Annotated in this window: 13 protein-coding genes; 2 read left to right on the top strand and 11 right to left on the bottom strand. The window is 58.6% G+C overall.

Features of this window, described 5'->3' with window-relative positions:
* Nucleotides 1-34: 34 nt before the first annotated feature.
* From AB4X18_RS08790 to AB4X18_RS08760, 7 genes are all read right to left on the bottom strand, one after another.
* Nucleotides 35-1,141, bottom strand: coding sequence for a CaiB/BaiF CoA transferase family protein (locus AB4X18_RS08790; protein WP_370399723.1), 1,107 nt, complete (start codon nucleotides 1,139-1,141; stop codon nucleotides 35-37).
* The gene (locus tag AB4X18_RS08785; protein ID WP_370399722.1) at nucleotides 1,138-2,109 is read right to left on the bottom strand and encodes a C45 family autoproteolytic acyltransferase/hydolase; all 972 of its coding nucleotides are present in this window, start codon (nucleotides 2,107-2,109) and stop codon (nucleotides 1,138-1,140) included. The genes AB4X18_RS08790 and AB4X18_RS08785 overlap by 4 nt, the downstream gene beginning before the upstream one ends.
* A gap of 10 nt (nucleotides 2,110-2,119) precedes the next feature.
* Entirely contained in the window at nucleotides 2,120-3,577 is a 1,458-nt protein-coding gene (locus AB4X18_RS08780) for a biotin carboxylase (protein WP_370399721.1), read from the bottom strand.
* Nucleotides 3,578-3,591: 14 nt separating this feature from the next.
* Nucleotides 3,592-6,324, bottom strand: a complete 2,733-nt coding sequence (locus AB4X18_RS08775) for an aminotransferase class I/II-fold pyridoxal phosphate-dependent enzyme (protein WP_370399720.1) — start codon at nucleotides 6,322-6,324, stop codon at nucleotides 3,592-3,594.
* A gap of 78 nt (nucleotides 6,325-6,402) precedes the next feature.
* Nucleotides 6,403-7,518: a nitrilase-related carbon-nitrogen hydrolase gene (locus AB4X18_RS08770; protein WP_370399719.1), complete on the bottom strand. Its 1,116-nt coding sequence runs from the start codon at nucleotides 7,516-7,518 to the stop codon at nucleotides 6,403-6,405.
* Between the two features lie 144 nt (nucleotides 7,519-7,662).
* Nucleotides 7,663-10,413 (bottom strand): TRAP transporter permease, encoded by a 2,751-nt coding sequence (locus tag AB4X18_RS08765; RefSeq protein WP_432817305.1) that lies wholly within the window; start codon nucleotides 10,411-10,413, stop codon nucleotides 7,663-7,665.
* Nucleotides 10,414-10,529: 116 nt separating this feature from the next.
* Nucleotides 10,530-11,489 (bottom strand): TAXI family TRAP transporter solute-binding subunit, encoded by a 960-nt coding sequence (locus AB4X18_RS08760; RefSeq protein ID WP_370399717.1) that lies wholly within the window; start codon nucleotides 11,487-11,489, stop codon nucleotides 10,530-10,532.
* A gap of 408 nt (nucleotides 11,490-11,897) precedes the next feature.
* Here AB4X18_RS08760 and AB4X18_RS08755 point away from each other — a divergent pair, with 408 nt between their 5' ends.
* Nucleotides 11,898-13,514, top strand: a complete 1,617-nt coding sequence (locus tag AB4X18_RS08755) for an FMN-binding glutamate synthase family protein (protein WP_370399716.1) — start codon at nucleotides 11,898-11,900, stop codon at nucleotides 13,512-13,514.
* Nucleotides 13,515-13,596: 82 nt separating this feature from the next.
* Here the strand turns inward: AB4X18_RS08755 and gabT are convergent, their stop codons facing one another.
* Nucleotides 13,597-15,000 carry a 4-aminobutyrate--2-oxoglutarate transaminase gene (gene gabT / locus AB4X18_RS08750; RefSeq protein WP_370399715.1) on the bottom strand — a complete coding sequence of 468 codons (1,404 nt, stop codon included), beginning with the start codon at nucleotides 14,998-15,000 and terminating at the stop codon, nucleotides 13,597-13,599.
* A 177-nt stretch (nucleotides 15,001-15,177) separates the two neighbouring features.
* On the opposite strand from gabT, the gene AB4X18_RS08745 reads away from it, so the two are divergent.
* Nucleotides 15,178-15,729, top strand: coding sequence for a cupin domain-containing protein (locus tag AB4X18_RS08745; protein ID WP_370399714.1), 552 nt, complete (start codon nucleotides 15,178-15,180; stop codon nucleotides 15,727-15,729).
* Between the two features lie 324 nt (nucleotides 15,730-16,053).
* Here the strand turns inward: AB4X18_RS08745 and AB4X18_RS08740 are convergent, their stop codons facing one another.
* From AB4X18_RS08740 to AB4X18_RS08730, 3 genes are read right to left on the bottom strand one after another with little or no spacing between them, the layout of a single operon-like run.
* Complete coding sequence (locus tag AB4X18_RS08740) at nucleotides 16,054-17,775, bottom strand: sensor histidine kinase (protein ID WP_432817304.1); 1,722 nt, start codon at nucleotides 17,773-17,775, stop codon at nucleotides 16,054-16,056.
* Nucleotides 17,776-17,778: 3 nt separating this feature from the next.
* On the bottom strand, nucleotides 17,779-18,336 hold the full coding sequence (locus AB4X18_RS08735) for an RNA polymerase sigma factor (protein ID WP_370399711.1): 558 nt from the start codon (nucleotides 18,334-18,336) through the stop codon (nucleotides 17,779-17,781).
* The gene (locus AB4X18_RS08730) at nucleotides 18,333-18,488 is read right to left on the bottom strand and encodes a NepR family anti-sigma factor (RefSeq protein ID WP_370399710.1); all 156 of its coding nucleotides are present in this window, start codon (nucleotides 18,486-18,488) and stop codon (nucleotides 18,333-18,335) included. Before AB4X18_RS08730 ends, AB4X18_RS08735 begins: the two co-directional genes overlap by 4 nt.
* Nucleotides 18,489-18,507: the final 19 nt, after the last annotated feature.

The following is an 18,507-nucleotide window of genomic DNA, read 5'->3' as shown; positions in this document are numbered from 1 at the left end:
GGCAGGGAAACCATCCCCCGACAAGCAAAGGTGATTATGTCTCTAACCGGGCGATTTCAGCCTCTGTCAGGCCAACCGCGCGCAAAACCGCTTCGGTATCCGCGCCCTTTGCACCGGGCTGGCGCAATTCTCCGGCTGGAGTACGCGAAAACCGTGGTGCGGGTGCGGATTGCAACACGTTATCAGGGGTTTGAAGTGTCTTGCGGGCTGCCATATGCGGATGATCCACCGCTTCCTTGAAGCTGAGCACGGGGGCCACACAGGCATCTGAGCCATCAAAATGTGCCGCCCATTCATCCCGCGTGCGGCTGGCGAAAACCTGCGCAAGTTCAGCCGTTCGCGCGGCCCATGTTTCAGGATCGTTCTGCGATGCCGCATAGGCGTCCGGCAGATCGAGCTTTTGCAGTAGCAGCGCGTAGAACTGCGGTTCCAACGCGCCGACCGCGATGTATTTGCCATCCGCGCAGGTGTAGCACCGATAAAAGGGCGACGCACCGTCCAGCCAGTTGCTTGCGCGGGACGGTGACCACTCACCCCGTGCCAGCATCCCGTGGATAAGTCCCATCATCGCAGGCACGCCGTCCACCATCGCCGCATCCACGACCTGACCCTTGCCGGAAATGCCGCGTTCGAACAGGGCTGACAGAATGCCGAACAGCAGGAACATCGTCCCGCCGCCATAGTCCGCCACCAGATTGAGCGGCGGCAGCGGCGGTTCATTCGCTGCGCCCATTGCATGCAGCGCACCGGTCAGCGCGAGGTAGTTGATGTCGTGCCCCGCAGTATGCGCCATCGGGCCCTGTTGTCCCCATCCGGTCATGCGCGCGTAGACCAGCGTATCGGGGCATTGCTCAGGCCCCAGTCCCAGCCGCTCCATCACGCCGGGGCGGAAGCCTTCGATCAAGACGTCGCTCGCCGCGATCACCTTGTGGGCGGCGTGCAGCCCGGTATCGGATTTGAGGTTCAGCACAATCGACCGTTTGCCACGTCCATTCACATCAGTCTGATCAGCGGGACCCGCCTTGCGGTCAACCACCACCACGTCCGCGCCCAGATCCGCCAGCAACTGCCCGGCCAGCGGCGCGGGCCCCAGACCGGCAAATTCGATCACCTTCAGACTGTTTAGAGGCCCCTTGCTCATGCCGCGCCCGGCACCAGCACTTCGCGCGCCCCTTCGACAAAATGGTCTATCGACAACGGCCAGATCGTGCCGGGCCAGCGCAGCTCCATCTCCTTTTTGCGGGGGCGGTAGACAGCAGTGTAAAGCGTCCCGAACCCATGCGCGAAGGCAGTTGAATAAAGCGGTGGCTTCAAGAACGCGTTGATGAACTTCTCTTCGGGGTCACGATGCAGGCGCAGGCGCTGAAGCAGGTACCGTTCCCGCTCAACCGTTGCGGTGAACCGCGCATGACTGACCCATTCGACGTTTTCCTGATGGTTCGTCGCTACCGCCGCATGGGTGATCTGCGTGGTGCGATCCGGCCCCATCATCGCCGTGGCATAGTTCCGTTTGCGGTCCAGCACGGTGACGTTATAGCTCATGTGCGTCGGCACCCGCGCCAGCACGGCGGTCGCGTCCTCCACGGTCTCGCAAGTCTGCAGGACATAGCGCAGGATCAGCGGAACGCCGAATCCCTGCCCCACCACGCGCCGCCCGCCGAATGTAAGCGAAATCGAAAGACCCGCGTCATTTACACCGTCCACCAGACCCCAAAGACCATCGGAGGTGCCCATCACGCGCCGTCCCTGCCAGCCCGTGTGCAGCACCAGTTGATCGAACGCATTGGGGTTGTAGTCATAATTGCGCACCATGACCGGTTCCTTGCCCGCCCAGATCGCCTGAGAACAACCCGACAGATACGGTGGCGGGTTGTAGAAACTCAGGAACCGCGCGGCCAGGTCACCGCCCCCTGCCAAGGCACACAATTCCTCATAAAGCGGCAGCAGTTCGGGCATGTGATCTTTCAACGCCCGCACACCTTGCGCGTAGGTGGGGCGCACGGATTCACCTTCCTTCAGCCACCAGTCCCGGTAGTCAGGCCAGTATTCGGCGAAAAGCCCGGCCCATTTCGGTCCGGGCGTCTCTTCTTGAAGGGCGCGCCAGTACATACGGGCGCTCTTAAAGGATCTTGAACGCCGGGTCAGCCAGTTCAGGCCCTGCCGTTGCGGTAGGCAGGGGTTGGCCGTCGACGGCCTGCTTGATGCCGTGAATCCACTTCTTCGCGCGTTCGTTCAGTTGGAACCCCTTGGTCATGGACCGCCCGCGCGTCACGAGAATACCGATGTCCGCGCCTTCATAGCGGTAGTCGCCCGGCTGAAGGATACGCAGGAAGAACGCCTCGTTCTCGCTCTCTACCGCGCGGCGGTGATAATCGAAACGGTCATAGACCACCGTGCCGTCTTCCTTCATCCGGTAGATGCCTGTTTCGGGGCTGGCGCTACAGATATCCACACTGTCCTGCGTGTGTTTGATCACCATCTGCGACCAACCGTCGATGTTCGCCGGATCCGCCCAGCGCGCATTCAATTCATCCACATCCAGATTGAATTTCTTCTTGGAGAATTCCAGCAGGTGGAACAGGAACAGCGGCGCATCCGCATGGGCAAAAGCCGCATGGTTCGTCATTGATGAGGCACCCGTGATACGGGGGTTCAATTCACCCAACCACAAATCGCCAGTCTTCTTGTCGATCAGGAAATCCAGCTCGAAATACCCGCGATAGCCCTCTTTGCGAAGCTGTTCGCCGAATTGGAAGGTCAGATCGCGCGCTTGTTTCCGCACCTTGGGCGGGAAGGCTGTAGACAGGATTTCATTCCCGCACCAGCCACCGCGATAGGGGGTCAATTCCTTGAAGCCCACCAATTCCGTCATCAGCGGGCCTACAATCGTGCCCTCTTTGGTGGCACAAGCCTCGATCGCGGCGCCCCGGCAGTTGATCCGCTTCATGATCTTGATCTCGCCCTCACCGACGATCTCGCTTTCGTGGCGGCGGAAGTCGGCTTCGTTCTTGATAAAGAACGTCGTGTGCCCGCTGTCGCCGAACGCGGATTGCAGCACCAAATCGTGACCCAGGTTTTCCTTCTCGCAAATCTTGCGCAGGTGATCGTAGTCCTTCACCTCAGACAGGGCGTTGGGCACCGATGGAACGCCGGCCTTGTTGCCGATGCGCACAGTTTCGATCTTGTTATCCATCGACTGACGCAGCTTGGCTTTGGGAAACCAGACTGACGCGCCCAATTCCTTCGACAAACGTTCAGTTTCCTCATCGAACATCAGGAAGACGAACTTCGGCTTGCCGCCCCGTCGCTTGATGAAGTCGATGACCTCCTTATGCTGCAACAGGTAGTTGTTGATATCCTCGATCGACTGGAATTCCGCATGCGGCTGCTCGGACGGGCAGAAGACGTTGGGGTGCTTGCCGCCGTAGCAGTCAATGTAGCATATGTATTTGAAATTCTTGACCCATTCGTCCAACCCCAGCAGGTTGAAGTTTGTGGCCGAGATGAAATAGACGGGGTCTTCGTTTCGATGAAAGAACCGGCGAATTTCCGAGATATTCTTTAGAACTGTAGCCATGGGTGTGGTCCTTCCTATTTGGGATGGTCTGAAAGATGTTTGGGCTTCACGCTGTCCAATGCGCCCTGCGTGAAGACACGCAGGCCCAGATCAGGCCGATAGCCATGAATTTCGCTCACATCCAATGCGCGCATGAAATCAAGAATTTCTTCGCTAATCACCTGCCCCGGCACCAGGATCGGAAAGCCGGGGGGATAGGGAATGATAAAGCTGGCACTGACCAGCGTCTGGCCCGCCTCCATCGCTGCCTTAAGAGAGCCATCAAGCTCAAGATAGTCGCAGTTGTCGTCATCATAGCTCAGATAATAAGCCGTGCGAATATCGCCTTCCGGCGTGTCCTCAGCCCGGAACGCATCGTGGAAGCGGCTGAAATCCGGGAGCGGCGGGAAGTTTTCCATCAAGTTGGACACGCGTTTTTCGAAGCCCAGACGCTCCATCCGGCTGGCATCGTCCAGACGTTCGTCCAGTGATTTGGCAATCTCCACCAGCACCTCGATCAGATAGGCCACCGATGACCGCGTGGTGCCGATGTTGGTCATGAACAAAACCGTATTGCGCGATGTCTTGTTGATCTGGATGCCGTATTTGTCCATCAGGATATCTGTCTTGAACGTATCCCCATCCCAGCCGGTGCCGCCCACGGCCAGCGTTACGCGCGTCGGGTCGAGCGAGAATTCATCCTGTTCCCAGCAATCCCACATGTCCGTCCAGCCCTGTTCGGTGTCGTAGTAGCTGGTCAGCCCGCTTTCGCGATGCTCCTCGGGGATCATGTCGCCTGCGGTCAGCACCTTGAAGTACTTCTGCAAGAGCGGGTGGTCGGAAATCGCACGGCGCATGGACATCGCCGCTTCGACCTGCCTCTGCACAAATTCGAATCCTTCCAGTTCCACCTGTCTTCGGCCCACATCCAATGATGCGATGATCTGGTAGTTGGGCGAGGTTGACGTGTGGGTCATATAGGCTTCGTGAAAGCTCTGCTCGACCTCGCCTTTGAAGTCCTGATCATTGACGTGGATCATCGACCCCTGCCGGAGTGACGTCAGCGTCTTGTGGGTTGATTGCGTCCCATACACCCGCACCCGCGCAGAGGGAGGCGGGATCAGCCGAGTGCTCAGCAGCAATTCTTCGTCCGCGTCCTTCAACAGGCTCTGTTGTGCATCGTAGAGCCTTGCATGGGACTCAGACTTCAACCGCGCACGTAGCACATTCGCCGCATTCATGGCTGTGCGCTGGCGGTAGGTCGGGCTGAACCGGGCGAATGCAAACCACGCCTCGTCCCAGAGGAAAATCAAGTCGGGTTTGATGGCCAGGCATTCTTCCATCACCCGTTCGACGTTGTAGACCAGGCCGTCGAAGGTGCAATTGGTCAGCAAGAGCATCCGCACCTGATCCAGCTTGCCTGCCGCCTTCAAATCCAGCAGCTGCTTCTTGATCTCCCGCAGCGGCACAGCACCATACATGGAGTATTCATTCAGCGGATAACTGTCGAGGTAACAGACCTGCGCACCGGCCAGCACCATGCCGTAGTGGTGCGATTTGTGACAGTCGCGGTCCACCAGCACGATGTCACCGGGTTTGATCAGTGCCTGCACAACGATCTTGTTGCAGGTCGAGGTGCCGTTGGTTGCAAAAAAGGTCTGTTTGGACCCAAACGCCCGCGCGGCCAGTTCCTGCGCCTCCTTGATGGGCCCGTGGGGTTCCAGCAGGCTGTCAAGGCCGCCGGATGTGGCAGAGGTTTCGGCCAGGAAGATATTGGGTCCGTAAAACGCACCCATGTCCTGTATCCAATGCGACCGGCTGATGGACTTGCCCCGGCTGATCGGCATTGCATGGAATACGCCCGTGGGTTGCTTGGAATACTCCACCAGCGCATTGAAGAAGGGTGTCTTGTTGCGTGCCTGCACACCGCGGAGGATGTTCAGGTGCAGTTCGAGAAAGTCCTCCTGATTGTAAAACACCCGCCGACAGATCCCCAGATCGTGGCCTGCGATGTCTTCTACAGAACGCTCAGTAATCAGATATGCATCCAGTTCCGGGCGCACCTTTGCCACCATCCGGCACAATTCAGGGCCGTAGGTTTCTGGCGCAAGGGCATCAATCTCCTCCCGGCCGCCTGCGCGCGCCAGATAGCGGGTCAGAATATCCTGATCGGTCTTGGATTTCAGGGTCAGACCGGGGCGTACCACGATGGCCTGAATGTTGTGATTGAAAAGCACCGCAATCAGCGCGTCCTCAAGGCTGTGAACGACCACAGGTTCATAAACGAACGGGTCTTCGGGGCGGCGCATGCGGGTCATGTTGGTCCGCAGCCAACGGTCCTGCTGTTCGTTCACGTTGTCGACGATCAGCACTTCGAAATATGGCTTGGACAGCGCACGTGCCTCGGGCGACAGCATTGCCTCATCGTCTTCTTCGTGATCAATGCTGTCCCGCTCCAGCGGGATATGACGGCGGCGGTAAGCCCCTGTTGTCAGCGCGCGCGTCACGCGACCCACGGCAAAAGCCAGATCTTCATAACTGCCATGATCCATCTGGCGGCGCAGGTGATCAAAGGCGGCCATGCCGGGGAAGGCCCAATAGGGTTCGATGATCGATAAGGACTGCAGCAGTTCTTCGATCTTCTTGATCAGCAGCTTTTTCTCACGGGCGACCGGGTCACGGTTCAGCGCGGACGTTGCTTCGCGCAATGCGCTCCACCGGTCCGATCGCAGCTGGATCGCTGAGGAATACTCGTTCATGGAATGCATTCTTCTTCTCCGTAAGGCGGCAGTGGCATGTGCATTCCGGTCCGGGACCCCCCTCGGGCCCAAAAGGTCTGCAACATATCAACCGCTGGATTGCTTTTCTGTTCCGTTTTCCGGCGCAGGCTTTACCGGCGCGTTGGGCATTGCCGCCGGTACGGGCGGGGTGACAGGCTGGGTGTCGCGGGGCAGGTTTGCCGTGCCGGCGGTGGGGTTCGGCATGGGTTCGACCGGAAAGCCCCCCGGCGTGTGCGACATCGCCGGAAGGTCGTCCTGCCCCTTGAAGATCGGTGCATCCGGCACCCGCTGGGCAGGTACGTCGACATGCAGCCCGGCGCGCGTGCCTTGATGCGGGATCTCAAGCGGGCCAAGCGTGTGCAGATAGGCATCCGTTCCACTGGTGCGATCATAGACTGAAAAGTCTGTCGATCGGTCGCGGAAGGATTTGAGCACCTGGCCCAGACCCTTCATGCCCGTTTCGCGCTGGCGGCGGACAACGGACAGGTCAACCTCGATCGGGAACATGTCCTCTTGTCCGGCGGACTGGTGCAGGACCATCGACGTGGGATCGATAACGCAGGATTTGCCAACGCCACCTGCGCCAAGGCCGTTGACATCAAAGATGTAGCACTGGAACTGCGCCGCCGTGGCGCGGGCAATGGCAAGCTCCGCGTCGCGGTCCGTGGTCCCCGTCAGGACCGGGTGCAGCAGCACCTCAACACCTTGGGACGTCAGTTGCCGGGTGGTTTCAGGGAACCACATGTCATAGCAGATCGACAGACCAAAACGGCCGACTTCAGGCACATCGAATACGCAAAATTCAGTGCCTGCGGCGATCCCCGTCTCGTAGGGCCGGAACGGGAACATCTTGGCATATCGGCGGATGACCTCCCCTTCCGGGTTGATCACGATCGAGGTGTTGTAGACACGCCCATCTTCGGGATGCTTGAGGAACATCGACCCGGGGATCAGCCACACGCGATGCTTGACTGCGGCGGCCTGAAATTTCTCAATCGTCTCGTTTTCCGGTGGCAGCGCGAAACGATCCAGCGGACCGTAAGGCGCCAGTTCTGAGAACAGCACCATCTGGGTCCACGGAAAGCGGGCCATCAGGATATCAAGCCGCTGGATCATGCTGTCGACATTCGGGTGCAGGGCGTTGACGTACATCTGCACGCCCGCAATCGCAAAGGGGGTCATATCACTCACTCCAAACAAAATGCGCAGGACGAGGATCGCCCGCAGCACTGGTCAAAGCGGTTCCTACGCCTTTGGCACCGGAAGGTGAACCGATGTTTGAGGTCGCGACGCACCGTCGGTATCGCTTTTCCAAACAAAAGATCCCTACGCCGCTGCTTTCTGAGGGGTCATGCGGCCGGCACGCCCTCTTTGCAGGAAAATCACCAGCCCCAGCAACAACAGCGCCGGAATAAACATCAGGTATTTGCTGGGCTGCGGCACGGGTTTCAGCACGCGCAGCACCTCCTGATCCCAGTCCAGCCCCGCGTTTTGCGCGGCACTGTCGAATGACACATCATCAATGATCATCTTGTCGCCGTCTTCCCGGAATAGCAGACCTGCGGCCTCCAGCTTTTCTTCGCCCGTGGCCCCTTCGCCGATGGGCAGGATGGCCACAAACTCAATCGGGTCGCCCAGATCGTTCATGCCCGCGATGCGCAGTCTCAGGTCTTCGCCGGGCGGCGTATCGCCCGCGGCCTGCACGATCTCTGTCGGGGCAACCTCGTCATAGGGCGGCGACACCATGTCCATCCAGAAGCCCGGACGGAACAGCGTGAAAGCAATCAGCAGCAATGCAAGGGTTTCATAGACCCGGTTCTTGGCAAAGAACCAGCCCTGCGTGGCCGCCGCAAACAGCAGCATCGCGATGGTGGAGACAATGAAGACAAATATCCCCTGCCCCCATCCCACGCCAATCAGCAAAAGTTCCGTGTTGAAGATGAACAGGAAGGGCAGCGCGGCGGTGCGCAGTGAATAGAAGAACGCGACCACACCGGTCTTGATCGGATCACCGCCCGACACCGCCGCAGCCGCAAAGCTGGCAAGGCCCACAGGTGGCGTCACATCCGCCATGATGCCGAAGTAGAACACAAACAGATGCACCGCGATCAGCGGCACGATCAGCCCGTTTTGCTGGCCCAGCGTCACGATCACCGGTGCCAGAAGGGCCGACACCACGATGTAGTTCGCCGTTGTCGGCAGGCCCATCCCAAGGATCAGCGAAAGGATCGCCGTCAGCACAAGAATGGCCAGGATGTTACCACCCGACATGACCTCGACCACATCAGCCAGTGCCGCACCGACACCGGTCTGGCTGACGGCACCCACGATGATACCCGCAGTCGCGGTGGCGATACCAATCCCGATCATGTTCCGCGCACCCGTGACCAGACCGTCAATCAAGTCCAGGAACCCGTCCTTGATGTCAGAACCCAATCTGCTTTCACCCCGGAAGATCGCCATCAGCGGGCGCTGGGTCAGGAGTATGAAGATCATGTATGCCGTCGCCCAGAAGGCCGATAGACCAGGGGACAGACGGTCCACCATCAGCGCCCAGACCAGCACGACAATCGGCAGGATGAAATGCAACCCCGACCGTATCGTCGGCCCGGGAATGGGCAGGCGGGTAACTGGCGCGTTCGGATCGTCCAGTTTCAGCGGCGCCTCGCGCGAGGCGACAAACAGCAACCCCATGTAAACCGCCGTGAGGAAGACAAAGATGATATAGCCCGCCGTTTCCGGAAAGGCGGGCCTGATCCAACCCATGAAGAAGGACACCGCATAGCTCAGCGCGCAGATCACCGCGATGGTGAACGCCAGGCTCATCAACCAGGCGACCCAGGGTTTGGGCTCCACCGGACGGGGCAGCCCCTCCATCCCGGCTTTCAGCGCTTCAAGGTGCACGATGTAAACCAGCGCGATGTAGGAAATTGTTGCAGGCAGGAAGGCGTGTTTGACCACCTCCGGGTACGGGATGCCGACGTATTCGACCATCAGGAAGGCAGCCGCGCCCATGACGGGCGGCATGATCTGGCCGTTGACCGATGACGCCACTTCGACCGCGCCGGCCTTTTCCGAATTGAAGCCCACCTTTTTCATAAGCGGAATGGTGAACGTTCCCGTAGTGACCACGTTGGCGATGGAGGAGCCTGAGATCAGACCCGTCATGGCGGAGGACACAACAGCCGCCTTCGCAGGTCCGCCTTTCATATGGCCCATCAGGCTGAACGCGACCTGAATGAAGTAGTTGCCGGCACCCGCACGGTCCAAAAGCGATCCGAACAGGACAAAGAGGAACACAAAGGACGTCGACACACCCAATGCGATGCCAAAGACCCCTTCGGTGGTGATCCACTGGTGGTTCACGATTTCCGACAGGGAATTACCCTTGTGCGCGATGATGCTGGGCATATTCGGCCCCAGCACGGTGTACAAAAGGAAGACCGACGCCACGATCATCAACGCGGGGCCCAGCGCGCGGCGGGTGGCCTCCAGCAGGATCATGATGCCGATGACCGCGACCACGAAATCCTGCATGATCGGCGCGCCGACGCGGTCCGCGATGTCACGGTAGAAGAAAAACAGATAAAGGGCCGCAAGCGATCCGATGATGCCAAGCGCCCATTCCCAGATCGGAATATGATCCTTGGGCGATCCAAGGACCACTGCGGCTGCCACGGCGATGGCGGGCAGCGGAATCCACCAGACAGCAACGCCATCCTTGGCGGCCACCATGAACAGCGCGGCAAGCGCCAGCGGGACAATCACGCCCAGCGCGATCTGAAACGTCGTGCGGGCCGCCGGGAAGGCGAGGATGCCAAGAAAGACAGCAAATCCAAGGTGGATGGATCGGGCAAGCGTATCGTTGAACAGACCGAAGGGAGAAGCGATATAGAGCTGGAACAGCGACCATGCGAGGGCGACCAGCATCAGCAGCGTTCCAACCGGCCCACCGACATTCCGTCCGCCCGTATCGGAGGAGGCGACAAGTTCGTCGAGTTCCGTCTGGTCCAATCCGCCACGTCCAGCCGCTTCGGCTTCTACGGCGGCGGCTTGTTGCTGGTCTTTATCCGTCATCTGTACATCCCCCTGTTGCCCCGCGTTTTCGCAGGTGCATCAGAACCGCATTTCGCAGTCCCGTACATGAGGGCGGATCTGCTCCGCCCCCAAGGATTTTTCAAACCGCGACGGGTTTATTCGATCCAGCCACGCTCTCTGTAGTATTTGGCCGCACCGTCATGCAAAGGCGCGGACAACCCACCGGAGATCATTTCTTCTTCCGTCAGGTTCTCAAACGCGGGGTGCAGGCGCTTGAAGCGATCGAAGTTGTCAAAGACGGCCTTCACCACCTGATAGATCGTGTCTTCGTCCACGTCCGCAGATGTCACGAAGGTCGCTTTCACGCCGAAGGTGTTCACATCCGCATCCGTGCCCTTGTACATGCCGCCGGGAATGGTCGCGGCTGCATAATAGGGGTTGTCGTTGATCAGACCGTCAATGGCATCGCCGGTAACGGGCACCAGTTCCGCGTCGATGGTGGAGACCGCTTCCTGGATGGAGCCGTTGGGATGGCCGACGGTGTAGATGATCGCATCCACCTTGTTGTCACCCAATGCGGCGGCTTGTTCGGCAGGCTTCAACTCGGACGCCAGCGCAAAGTCATCCAGCGTCCAGCCTTTCGCGTCCATCACGACTTCCATGGTGGCGCGCTGACCGGAACCGGGGTTGCCGATATTCACGCGCTTGCCCTTGAGGTCATCGAAGGACTTGATGCCGCTGTCCTTGCGCGCAATCACGTTGAACGGTTCGCCATGCACGGAAAAGACCGCACGCAGGTTGTCGAACTTGTCACCTTCGAATTTGGAGGTGCCATTGAAGGCGTGGAACTGCCAGTCGGACTGGGCCACGCCCATGTCCATGTCGCCCGCCTTGATCGCGTTGATGTTCGCGATGGAGCCCCCGGTAGAAGGCGCGGTGCACTTCAGCCCGTGATCATCAGAACCGCGATTGACCAACCGGCAAATGGACTGACCCACGACGAAGTAAACGCCGGTCTGACCGCCTGTGCCGATGGTGATGAATTTCTCCTGCGCTGTTGCCACGGTCCCGGCTGTCAGGGCCCCTGCAAGTGCAAGCGTCTTGAAAATTTTCATTTCTATTCTCCCGTTTTTATTACAAGCAAGCCGTCGCCTTTTTCCGGCGTCGGCTGGTCGATTTTCAGGCGCTGCAGACCTCACTGGAAGGGTACGTCAGTGTGTCTTCGCCACCTGCTTTTCCCCATGCGCGATGGCCTGCTTGGCGATTACGCCGGGGAATCCTCAACAGGTTAGGCTGGTTTTGTTAACTTGTACAAGCGAACACTCAGAAGTTGTCGGTTTCGAGGCTAAATATATAATTTTAATGCATTATTTCGACCAACTTTTGGCAAAATCCGCAACGGAGATCAGAACCCGCTCACATGATGCATTGCAGCATCTCAGCATACAAGCGCTTGCGTGGGGAGGCAATAAAGTCAAACTGGTGCGACGCCCAGCTGACGTTTAAACGAGTGGAGCCCGCTTATGCGCGATATTAAAGACCTCGGCCGATTTACAACCTTCGCCGGGGTGGCATTGCTGACCCTGATCAGCCTTGTATTGATGCTCACTTGGTCGGGTTGGTTCGTGTTCCCATTGATCCTGTTTGCGGTGCTGACCGGCATGGGCATCTACGACGTTATGCAAACCCGCCATTCGATCCTGCGAAACTATCCCGTCTTGGGGCATATGCGGTTTTTCTTTGAAGGGATCCGGCCGGAGATCCGGCAATATCTGATCGAATCCGATCAGGATGAAGAACCCTTCAGCCGCGATGACAGATCGCTTGTGTACCAGCGCGCCAAGGGACAGGAAGATGCACGGCCCTTCGGCACACGGGAACGGGTCTATGATGCTGGGTATTCGTGGGTCACCCATTCGGTGCGGCCCGTGCATATCGAAGATTTCGATTTCCGCACAACCATCGGCGGAACGGACTGCAAGCAGCCCTACTCGGCGTCGCTTTACAACATCTCGGCGATGAGTTTCGGGTCGCTTTCCGCCAATGCCATTCAGGCGCTGAACACCGGTGCAAGACTGGGCGGCTTCGCCCATGACACCGGCGAAGGATCGGTCAGCCGCTATCACAAGGCGGGCGGCGGCGACCTGATCTATCAGCTGGCGTCGGGCTATTTCGGTGCACGCGCGCCGGATGGGTCATTCGACCCTGAGAAATTCAAGGCGACCGCGACGCTGGATCAGGTGAAGATGATTGAGTTGAAACTGTCCCAGGGTGCGAAGCCAGGCCACGGCGGCATGCTGCCCGCATCCAAAATCACGCCCGAAATTGCCGAAGCACGGGGCGTGCCGATGGGTATTGATTGCATCTCTCCGGCTGCGCACCCTGCGTTTGATACCCCGATCGAGATGATGCTGTTCATCGACCGTCTGCGCGAACTGTCAGGGGGTAAGCCGGTGGGCTTTAAGCTGTGTATCGGGCATCGGCGGGAATTCATGTGCATCGTCAAAGCCATGCTTAAGACCGGAATCGTGCCTGACTTCATCGTCGTGGACGGGGCCGAAGGCGGGACGGGCGCCGCGCCGGTGGAGTTTTCCAATCATGTCGGCATGCCGATGATCGAAGGCCTTACTTTTGTGCATAACACGCTGCGCGGTGCAGGGTTGCGTGATCAGGTCAAAGTAGGAGCAGCGGGCAAGATCGTATCCGCTTTCGATATCGCCCGCGCTTTGGCGTTGGGCGCGGATTGGTGCAATTCAGGGCGGGGGTTCATGTTTGCGGTGGGCTGCATACAGGCGCAAGCCTGCCACACCAATCATTGCCCGGTGGGCGTCGCCACACAGGACCCCCTGCGCATGCGCGCGCTGGACCCGGATCACAAGAGCAAGCGTGTCGCGCGGTTCCACAAGAATACGATGGAAGCACTGGGCGAAATGACGGCAGCAGCGGGCCTGACCCATCCCGACGGGTTCCTGCCCTATCATCTGATGTTGCGGCAGGGCGACAAAAGCATGGCAGAGGGGAATGACGTGTATGAGTATCTGCCCGAAGGGTATCTTCTTGACCCCAAGGCAGAGGATCACCGGGGCAACAAGTCACGCTGGGATCGCGCGCGGGCGGAGACGTTTGACCGGGTGGATTAAGGCAACGGAATAGTGGCAAATCAACCGCAAAGGAAAGGGCGCGTCAGTTCACGACGCGCCCCTCATCTTTTTGAACTGGAGGTTACGCGCCTTCGGCAACTGCCTCTACGACAGCCGCTTCAAAGATCGCCATGCCTTCTTCGACAATCGCATCGGACGCCGTCAGCGGCACCATCACCCGCAGCGCGTTGCCGTGCATGCCACAACTCAGCAGCAGCAAGCCACGCTTGAGCGCGTTGGCAATCACACGTTTGGTGAACGCCGCATCGGGTGTGGCGCTGTCGAAGTCGGTCACGAACTCAACCGCGACCATCGCGCCCAGACCACGGATGTCCCAGAAACGGAACGGGGCCGAACGGGCACCGATCTCCGCGAAGCGAGCCTTCAGCATCTCGCCCATTGCGGTGGACCGGGCCAGCAGGTTTTCTTCCTCAATCGCGTCGATGGCGGCAATCGCCGCGGCGCAGGCGACGGGGTTGCCGCCGTATGTCCCACCAAGACCACCGGGTTCCATCGCGTCCATCACTTCGGCACGGCCAATGACGCCCGCAAGGGGATATCCACCTGCCATGCTTTTGGCGACTGTGATCAGATCCGGCACAACGCCGGAATGCTCCACCGCGAACCATGTACCGGTGCGGCCAAAGCCTGCCTGCACTTCGTCAGCGATCAACAGGATGCCATGTTCGTCACAGATGCTGCGCAATTGCTGCATCATTTCGAATGGAACGGGCGTGTAGCCGCCTTCGCCCAGCACGGGCTCGATGATAATCGCGGCAACGCGGGAGGGTTCCGCATCGGTCAAGAACAGGTTCTTCAAGCCAGTGATTGCATCGTCCACCGTGATGCCATCGCGGACAGAGGGGAACGGCGCGCGGAAGACATCCGCAGGGAACGGGCCCACGCCCTTCTTGTAGGGAGAAACCTTGCCGGTCATGCCGAGCGTCAGTAGCGTACGACCGTGGTATCCGCCTGTGAAGGCGATGACGCCGGGGCGGCCTGTGGCGGCGCGGGCGATCTTCACCGCGTTTTCAACCGCTTCAGCACCGGTGGTCACCAGCAGGGTTTTCTTGGGCGCGTCACCGGGCGCAAGTGCGTTCAGGCGTTCGGCCAATTCGATGTAGGGCGCATAGGGCACGACCTGAAAGGACGTGTGCGTGAAATGATCTTCCTGCGCCTTGGCCGCCTCGATCACGCGTGGGTGACGATGGCCTGTGTTCAGCACGCCGATACCGCCACAGAAGTCGATGTAGCGGTTGCCTTCGACATCCCAAAGTTCTGCGTTCTCGGCGTATTTTGCATAGATCGGTGCGGCAGAGGCAACGCCGCGTGGCACGGCCGCGTCCCGGCGCGAGATCAGTTGTGCATTGGTCTGTTCGGCTGCGGTGGCAGCCACGGAGGCCAGCGTTTCAACAGCCGCTTGTGTTTTGGCGGCGGATTTTTTCGGGGCGGCCTTGCGGCGCTGTTTTTTCACGGTATTGGACATCTGAGGGGTTCCTATTCAGCCAATGCGATTGTTGCGTTTAAAATCCTATCATAGCGTTTAATATAATTGTCAATTGCCATTTTGCGCGGTATGCGACTTATATCACCAAAGCGGCACAATCTGGCCAATGTGATCACCCGACTGAAATCGCGGATGTCTTGAACTGAGGAGCTTGCATTGGACATAGGAGCAAAGCTGAAAGCCATCCGCGAAGAACGCGGGATGTCCCAGAGGGAACTTGCCGCCAAGGCAGGGCTGACCAACGGCACGATCTCCCTGATCGAAGCCAACCGTACCAGTCCTTCGGTGGCGTCGCTCAAATCACTGTTGGATGCGATCCCGATCAGCATGGCGGCGTTCTTTTCAACGTTGGAAGATTCCGAAACGCCCAAAGTATTCTACCGGGCACACGAATTTACCGAAATCACGCCCGGCGGCGACGGCGCGGTTTCGCTGCGCCAGCTGGGCAAGGCAGAACATCACGCCCTTCAGGTCCTGCACGAAACCTACCCACCCGGGGCGGACACCGGCCCCGAAGCCATTGCACATGACGGTGAAGAGGCCGGGATCGTGGTGCGTGGTTGCATCGAAGTGACTGTGGACGGGCAAACGTCAAACTTGCAGGCGGGCGACGGTTATCTGTTCGACAGTCGGCTGCCCCACCGTTTTCGCAATATCTCTGACCAGACCTGCGAAGTGGTCAGCGCCTGTACCCCGCCCACCTTCTGAATCAAAGCAGCCTGACCCCGCTATGGGATCAGGCTGTGTGTTTGGCAGACCTAGCGATCTGGCCTTCGGCGTCCTGACGCGGAATTCTTCCTCTTCGCGCGTTCGTCGGGAAAAGATTCGCGACGAGTTGACGTCAACGCGACGATAATAAGCGCCGCAAAGACCAGCGTGCCAAGTCCACCAATAAAGACCTCAGTCGACATGGTTTTTCCTTTCGTGGTCGTCTTTCATTGACCCAACATGCAAGTTTGCGGGTCGGTTCCATCTTTTCTCATGAGGTTGCAAAGCATGGCGGGAAAAGAACACCCCGGCCTTGTCCCGTTCTTAATAATCAAGGACTTGTTTGGACTGCTGCGGGACCGGAAACGCGATGCTGAGCCTGTAGAGGTCGCCATTTTCGCAGACTTCGGTCTGGCCATTCAGTTGGCGCGCGAACGCAAGGATAAGCTTGGACCCAAGGCCCGTTCCTTCCTCCTCGGGAGCGCCGCCAACGGTATTGATGATTTCCAGTTCGGCCTTGTCAGGTGCGCTGGATATCAGCCGTATCGTGAGCTGTTTCTTTGCTTTCCGGTCCTTTGGCAAGTATTTCAGCGCGTTGGTAAGCGCTTCGGATACAAGCAATGTCAACGGAGCAGCATCATCTGCATCAAGGTTGACCTCGGCGTATTCCTGAAAAACCTCAACGTTGGACCCCGGTGCAAGACCGACAGACAGCAACTGGCTCACGACCTCGTGCAAAAGAACTGACGCATCAACCCTTTGCAGATCGTCATTCTGATAAAGGTTCTTGTGCACCGTCGCGAGGCTCAGGATACGGTCCTGCAAACGGCGCAGTACGAATCGCGCATCTTCCGTCTTTGCCTGTCTGATCTGCATGTTCATGATCGACGAAATCAGTTGCAGGTTATTCTTCACCCGGTGATGCACCTCTTTGAGCAGGATATTCTTTTCACGCAGGCTGTCTTCCAATGTCGCCTCGTCGCGCAACAGGGATTCGCCCATCGCGATGAAGGCGGATTCCATATCGACCAACTCGGTCGGCACCCCATAGCCCAACGTCTCTTCAGGCAGCTTGCGGTTAAGCGCAAACCGGCGCATTTGCCGCCCAAGCTTGCGAATGTGCCGAATGGCAAGGCGATTGAGCGCCCAGAAGGCGACAACGAGGCTCGCCGCCCACATCACGATCGGCAACAGCGCCGATGCACGGGATGACAGGGCTGTATCCAGGAAAGGCGTGTCGGCAGGCCAGACTGTCATCGCATAGGCCGCGTCGCGCACGATGGGTTGAATGGCATAGGCGCGTTGCAGCCCGTTCTTGTTCTCTGCCAGGAAGACAGTGCGGTTGTCGCCCGTGAACAGGGACAGCGCAATATTTGGGGGCACCTCTGCTTCATTGATGTCAAGCGCGTGATCTGATGTCAGCACTTCGCCACGTTCATTGAACGTGATGATGGCAACCGGGCTCCTCGGGAGTTGCGGTTTTGACAGATCATCGAAGGCAGTGAAGGGGATCGAAATGAAAACCGCCCCGATGAACTCACGTTCAGAAAAAATCGGCGTGCTGACCACTGTCACAGGCCGCCGAGATACAGAACCCGAGCCGGTCGACGTTGCACGACGCTGCGGGTTTTCCGCCATCGCGATGAACTCTGGATCTTCGGAAAAATCGAAGGGCGCATCGGATGAAGAGCACGTCATCATCCCGGTACTATCTATGAAACCTACCAAGCTGTAGGTGATCGAAGCATCCTTGTAAGCGCGTAAGAACCTCGAACACGCTACTGGATCGTTCCGCATCAGCTTGACGACAGGCCCCAGTGTTTCCGACGCACCGAAGGCCTGCTGCAGGATTTCCGTCTCGGCAAACGTCGCCTGTTCGGTCACCGCCAGAAGGGAAAGTTCAGCGTTGGTCTGGGTTTGTTGGGTAATCTGCTGGGTCTGGACGATCGCAATCAGGCCAATGGGCAACAAAGCGAGCGACAGGAAAAACAAGACCCTGAACGCCAGCCCGCGCAGCACGGCACCCGTAATGAACCCATAGGTCATGCCCTAGAACGAAGAGACTTTTGAAGCGGAGAGAACAGACATCGTCGCATCATCGGTCAATTCCATTGCACCGTCTTCGGAGTGGCCCAACATGTCGGCCAGTTGCGCACGGGCACGATTTGTGCGGCTTTTGATGGTGCCAATCGCAACACCACACATCTGCGCAGCTTCTTCATAGGAAAACCCGGATGCGCCGACCAGCAGCAATGCTTCACGCTGTTCATCCGGCAACGTGTCCAACGCCTTGCGAAAATCGGCCATCTGCATATGACCGTCATGCGCTGGCTTCTCGGCAACATTCTCGGTGAAGGTACCATCGACGTCCGCGACTTCCCGCTTGGATTTGCGGCGTGACGAATAGTAGGTGTTGCGCAGGATCGTGAACAGCCAGGCCCGCATGTTGGTGCCCGCTTGGAACTTGTCGATGTTTGTCCACGCTTTTACAAGCGTGTCCTGAACCATATCGTCAGCCACTGCCCCGTTTCGGGTCAGACTGATCGCAAAGGCCCGCATGGCCGGAAGGTGGTCAACCAGCTCATCACGTGGATCGGAGTGGCTCATTTGCTGCTGCCCCGCTCGTTGTCCTGCTGCTTCAGCTGGCTGAGCAACATCTTGAAACGATCCGGGATGCCTTCTTCCAGTGTCTCATCGAAAACCTTTTTCAGATTTTCGTCGATCACCTGATCTTGACTGTTCTTGTCTGCGTTCTTCACTGAGTTACCTTTTAGTTGT

The organism is Sulfitobacter rhodophyticola (assembly GCF_041281685.2).
Taxonomy (GTDB): Bacteria; Pseudomonadota; Alphaproteobacteria; order Rhodobacterales; family Rhodobacteraceae; genus Sulfitobacter.
The sequence above is the reverse complement of the archived record's forward strand: the minus strand, read 5'-3'. Positions and strand labels throughout refer to the sequence as shown.

Coding starts and splice junctions, on each gene's coding strand:
- AB4X18_RS08790 (WP_370399723.1), bottom strand. CDS start 1,141: ATGAGCAAGGGGCCTCTAAACAGTCTGAAGGTGATCGAATTTGCCGGT.
- AB4X18_RS08785 (WP_370399722.1), bottom strand. CDS start 2,109: ATGTACTGGCGCGCCCTTCAAGAAGAGACGCCCGGACCGAAATGGGCC.
- AB4X18_RS08780 (WP_370399721.1), bottom strand. CDS start 3,577: ATGGCTACAGTTCTAAAGAATATCTCGGAAATTCGCCGGTTCTTTCAT.
- AB4X18_RS08775 (WP_370399720.1), bottom strand. CDS start 6,324: ATGCATTCCATGAACGAGTATTCCTCAGCGATCCAGCTGCGATCGGAC.
- AB4X18_RS08770 (WP_370399719.1), bottom strand. CDS start 7,518: ATGACCCCCTTTGCGATTGCGGGCGTGCAGATGTACGTCAACGCCCTG.
- AB4X18_RS08765 (WP_432817305.1), bottom strand. CDS start 10,413: ATGACGGATAAAGACCAGCAACAAGCCGCCGCCGTAGAAGCCGAAGCG.
- AB4X18_RS08760 (WP_370399717.1), bottom strand. CDS start 11,489: ATGAAAATTTTCAAGACGCTTGCACTTGCAGGGGCCCTGACAGCCGGG.
- AB4X18_RS08755 (WP_370399716.1), top strand. CDS start 11,898: ATGCGCGATATTAAAGACCTCGGCCGATTTACAACCTTCGCCGGGGTG.
- gabT (WP_370399715.1), bottom strand. CDS start 15,000: ATGTCCAATACCGTGAAAAAACAGCGCCGCAAGGCCGCCCCGAAAAAA.
- AB4X18_RS08740 (WP_432817304.1), bottom strand. CDS start 17,775: ATGACCTATGGGTTCATTACGGGTGCCGTGCTGCGCGGGCTGGCGTTC.
- AB4X18_RS08735 (WP_370399711.1), bottom strand. CDS start 18,336: ATGAGCCACTCCGATCCACGTGATGAGCTGGTTGACCACCTTCCGGCC.